The organism is Cyanobacteria bacterium GSL.Bin1 (assembly GCA_009909085.1).
Lineage (GTDB): Bacteria > Cyanobacteriota > Cyanobacteriia > Cyanobacteriales > Rubidibacteraceae > Halothece.
Genome location: JAAANX010000143.1, coordinates 1 through 3029 on the forward strand (window position 1 = coordinate 1; position 3029 = coordinate 3029).

Genomic DNA, 3029 nt, shown 5'->3' on the forward strand with positions numbered 1-3029 from the left:
TGATTCGAGAAGAAGTCGCTAGTGTTGTGGCAAAGTGGGTAGAGACCAATCCTCCTCAATATTTGCCTACCCGGAAAGCAGCTGCTGTTTTGGGTTATCGCGATCGCCGTCAGTTAATCCGAGCCGTTGAAACCGGTTTGCTGCGATTGGGAAAAGAGGTGCAAGATCGCCGCGCCCCTGATAGCGAAAAGCCCAGCTATTACTTCAATCTCCCTGCTTGTCAGAAGCGATTACAACTGCTTCCTGAAAAAAGGAAATCTTGATACTTGATATTGGCTATTTGTTTGTGTTTATAATCGTGACACGACCCGCCTTCGGCGGGAAAGAGGCAAAGGGCAAAAAGGCAAGAGTGTAGAGGGCTAAGGAGTACTGGGGCGATCGCACACCACTCGAAAACCGTTGAGGTTGAGGTTGTCGGGAAAATCGTGGAAGCGAATCGCCGAACGACAGTTCCTAGGAGTGTTGTACCAAGAACCCCCGCGCTTCACTTTTAAATCATGATTTATATCGCCTTTATAACATTCCTGTGTTCTTGGCGTATTGTAGTTATCCTCCCAATCGTCCCCGCACCATTCCCAAACATTCCCGTGCAGGTCATAGAGTCCAAAGGGATTCGCTGCGTTGAAATAGCCCACTGGGGTCGTTTGCTCTCGATATTTTCCTGTTATCCCTCGTCCATAGCGTTTTGTGCCATTATAATTCGCAACATCGGGAGTAATGGTTTCCCCAAAATGAAAGGGCTGATGATACTTCTTGTTCCACTCTTCAACTGTGATCTTCTCTAAATTTATCCCGCGACAAGCATATTCCCACTCTGCTTCGCTTGGAAGGCGATAGGTTCTACCACTTTTCTGACTCATCTGACTCAGACGAGCACAAAACTCCATGGCATCTTCCCAAGATACTTGCTCTACTGGACGCAGCCAGCGGTCTCCGGCTTTTTCAAAATGTTCCTTAAAGTGAGACGGTTCAGAGTCTAGATCTTGGTTAATTTTTCCGATAGACTCAACCACAGTTTTCCATTGCTCTTGCGTAATCGGGTACTTTCCCATCCAAAAAGAGCGGGCAATTGTAACCGGGTGCTGCGGACCTTCATTGTCCCTGCGTTCTAGTTCATTTTCCGGTGAACCCATAACAAACATACCAACGGGGATAGATACCATTTCTAGCTCCACCCCATTGCCCAGTTTCTCGCGATATTGTTTTCCTTGACGTTTCTCGCGCTGGAGAAAGACCTGTACCATTCGCTTGACTTCCCAACGTGATGAGCCGAGCAACCTTTCGGTTTCCCTACTTAGCCCCTCGGCTCTGGGTATTTTTGGATACATTGCTGCATCGCTGGAATAGGTCTGGACTCTTTACAATCGCACACTCAACCAATTCCCATTGGCTGACTCCGGCAAAAAAGAGTGCTGGGGCGCTCGCACACCACCCGAAAACCGTTGTTGTTGTTGTTGCGGTTGTCGGGGTTATTGTTGTTGCGAATCGCCGAACGACAGTTCCTAGGATTGTTGTTCCAAGAACCCCCGCGTTTTCCTTGCCTACCCCAGTCTTTATTTTACTAGTCTTGTTCTTCCTCAAATGACCATTGCTGAAAAATACATTGTCGGAGGCGATAGGTATCGCCATGTTTGAGATGGGCTTCCCAACTCTGAAGCCGTTGTTGAATCTGCTGTTGAGTTAAATGCCCTCGTCGGTAATCTCGCTGCATCTGTCGTAAGTACCTCCGTCCACGGCGAAGGTTATCGTTACGCACGCGGATTTGTTTGGGTAGGACTCGAAACCCAACAAAATTCGCTCCTTTTTCCGTGGCAAATATTTGACTTTTGACAGGATGAAGGCGGAGACGTAGACTACTAGCAAGTTTTTCTTCAATGGCTGCTTTAGCTGCAACCAGGAAACTGCGGTCATCGCTAAACAAGGCAAAATCATCAACATAGCGTAAATATTGCTGAGCTTTTAGGGTTTCCTTACACCAATGATCAAATTGGTTGAGATAGACATTGGCAAGAAACTGACTGGTCAGGTTGCCGATGGGTAGCCCTTTACGTCGCGTAATCGGGGTGAGGAGGTCATCCCCTGGATAGTAATTGATAACCGGTTCTTGGGGATTGCTATTGTCAATAATGGTATCGAGCAGCCAGAGGGTCTGAGGACATTTGAGATGTCGTCGTATGATGCTTTTCAGAAGCTCATGGTCGATACTGGGAAAATACTTGTAAATGTCGCACTGTAAGATATAACGATGGCGACGAGTAAACTGGATAAAACGCCGTAAAGCGCGGTGAGTGCCATAGCCTAGACGATTGGCATAGCTATCGTCAATAAAAGACTGTTCGATACGTGGGACAATGACATTACACAGGGCATGATGCACCACTCTGTCACGATAAGGAGCAGCAGAAATCAGGCGAGGTTTAGGATCGTTGATACGGAAGGTGCGATACTCTCCTGGCTGGTAGGTCTGGGTTTGTAGTTCTTGGCGTAGTTGTAGCAGCTCTTCTTCTCGGCGATAATTGAAGGCTAAAACATTCGCTCAGAAGCGTTTTCCTCGTTGAGCGCGACGAGCCGCCAAGCAAAGGTTCTCCCAAGCGAGGATCTCAGACCAAAGGTTCCCGTAGCGTTTCATGAATGTTGTTGCTTAATCCAACTTCCCAAGTCCTTGCCAATTTCTTGCAGTCGTTCGTTGACGTATTCGTGACGCTGGCTGGAAATCATCTGAAAATCATAAAGCATTCGGGTTTGATAGCGCAGGATGTCAAGGTGAATATTGAGTTGTTGCAACTGTTGAGATCTGCCTTGTTTATCGTAACGCGCCTGAATCAGCCCTTCCAGCAGATTATATAGCCGATCAGTTATCCGTTGTCCTAAACCAAAGCGATGAGGCTTTGGGAGTCTTTGGAGAATTGGAACATACCATAAAATTAAATCATAAGTCTTTTGGATAATGGGAAGTTCGTTCAATCTATTTTATCCTGCTGGTAGCATCAGTTTTTGGTTAATGGCGCGACCCGCCTAACGGCGGGAAA

General features: G+C 47.1%; 3 protein-coding genes and 1 pseudogene. 1 reads left to right on the plus strand and 3 read right to left on the minus strand.

Annotated elements, in window-relative coordinates; translation table 11 throughout:
- A partial coding sequence (locus GVY04_17260; protein NBD17809.1) for a hypothetical protein occupies positions 1–263 on the plus strand: 263 nt, incomplete at its 5' end.
- Positions 264–359: 96 nt separating this feature from the next.
- Here GVY04_17260 and GVY04_17265 read toward each other — a convergent pair.
- From GVY04_17265 to avd, 3 genes and pseudogenes are all read right to left on the minus strand, one after another.
- Positions 360–1244, minus strand: a complete 885-nt coding sequence (locus GVY04_17265; protein NBD17810.1) for an SUMF1/EgtB/PvdO family nonheme iron enzyme — start codon at positions 1242–1244, stop codon at positions 360–362.
- A gap of 317 nt (positions 1245–1561) precedes the next feature.
- Positions 1562–2629 (minus strand): annotated as a pseudogene (locus GVY04_17270) (RNA-dependent DNA polymerase).
- The gene (avd, locus tag GVY04_17275; GenBank protein ID NBD17811.1) at positions 2626–2964 is read right to left on the minus strand and encodes a diversity-generating retroelement protein Avd; all 339 of its coding nucleotides are present in this window, start codon (positions 2962–2964) and stop codon (positions 2626–2628) included. The pseudogene GVY04_17270 and the gene avd overlap by 4 nt, the downstream one beginning before the upstream one ends.
- Positions 2965–3029 lie beyond the last annotated feature (65 nt).

What these genes read in the sequence shown, in the direction of transcription:
- GVY04_17265 (NBD17810.1), bottom strand. Translation starts at nt 1,244, where the DNA reads ATGGTACAGGTCTTTCTCCAGCGCGAGAAACGTCAAGGAAAACAATAT.